Source organism: Neisseria sp. P0018.S001 (assembly GCF_051957355.1).
Classification (GTDB): Bacteria; Pseudomonadota; Gammaproteobacteria; order Burkholderiales; family Neisseriaceae; genus Neisseria; species Neisseria subflava_A.
Genome location: NZ_JBQCWN010000081.1, coordinates 1 through 434, shown reverse-complemented (window position 1 = coordinate 434; position 434 = coordinate 1). Strand labels below are relative to the sequence as shown.

1 protein-coding gene is annotated in these 434 nt (G+C 45.9%); it reads right to left on the bottom strand.

The window, feature by feature from the left end:
* The coding region (locus ACTHTJ_RS10920) for an ATP-binding cassette domain-containing protein (RefSeq protein WP_440362697.1) at window positions 1–242 on the bottom strand (242 nt) is incomplete at its 3' end.
* Window positions 243–434 lie beyond the last annotated feature (192 nt).

Sequence of the window (434 nt, the reverse complement as noted above, 5' to 3'; positions counted from 1 at the left end):
AGCTCAGGCTCTTGCGGCAGATAGCCGATTTTAATGCCGCCCATCGGCACGGCTTCGCCCTCAAATTCTTTATCCACGCCCGCCATAATCCGCAGTACAGTAGATTTACCCGCACCGTTCAAACCGAGCAAACCGATTTTTGAACCGGGGAAAAATGAAAGGGAAATGTCTTTAATAATGGTTTTTTGCGGCGGCACAACCTTGCTCACGCGCAGCATAGAATAGACGTATTGTTGGGACATAGTTTTCTCGTTTTCCTCAAACAAATTTCAGACGAACCATTTTAACCTATTGCCCCAATACTTGCTTGTTCAAATGCCGTCTGAAAATAGAAATAAGCATCAAAATATACACCGAGCCGAACCGATACCCTCATTGCCCGACGGTATCAATGCCACACCGCAAAAAATGTGATCTAAGCCAGTCTCTCCTTG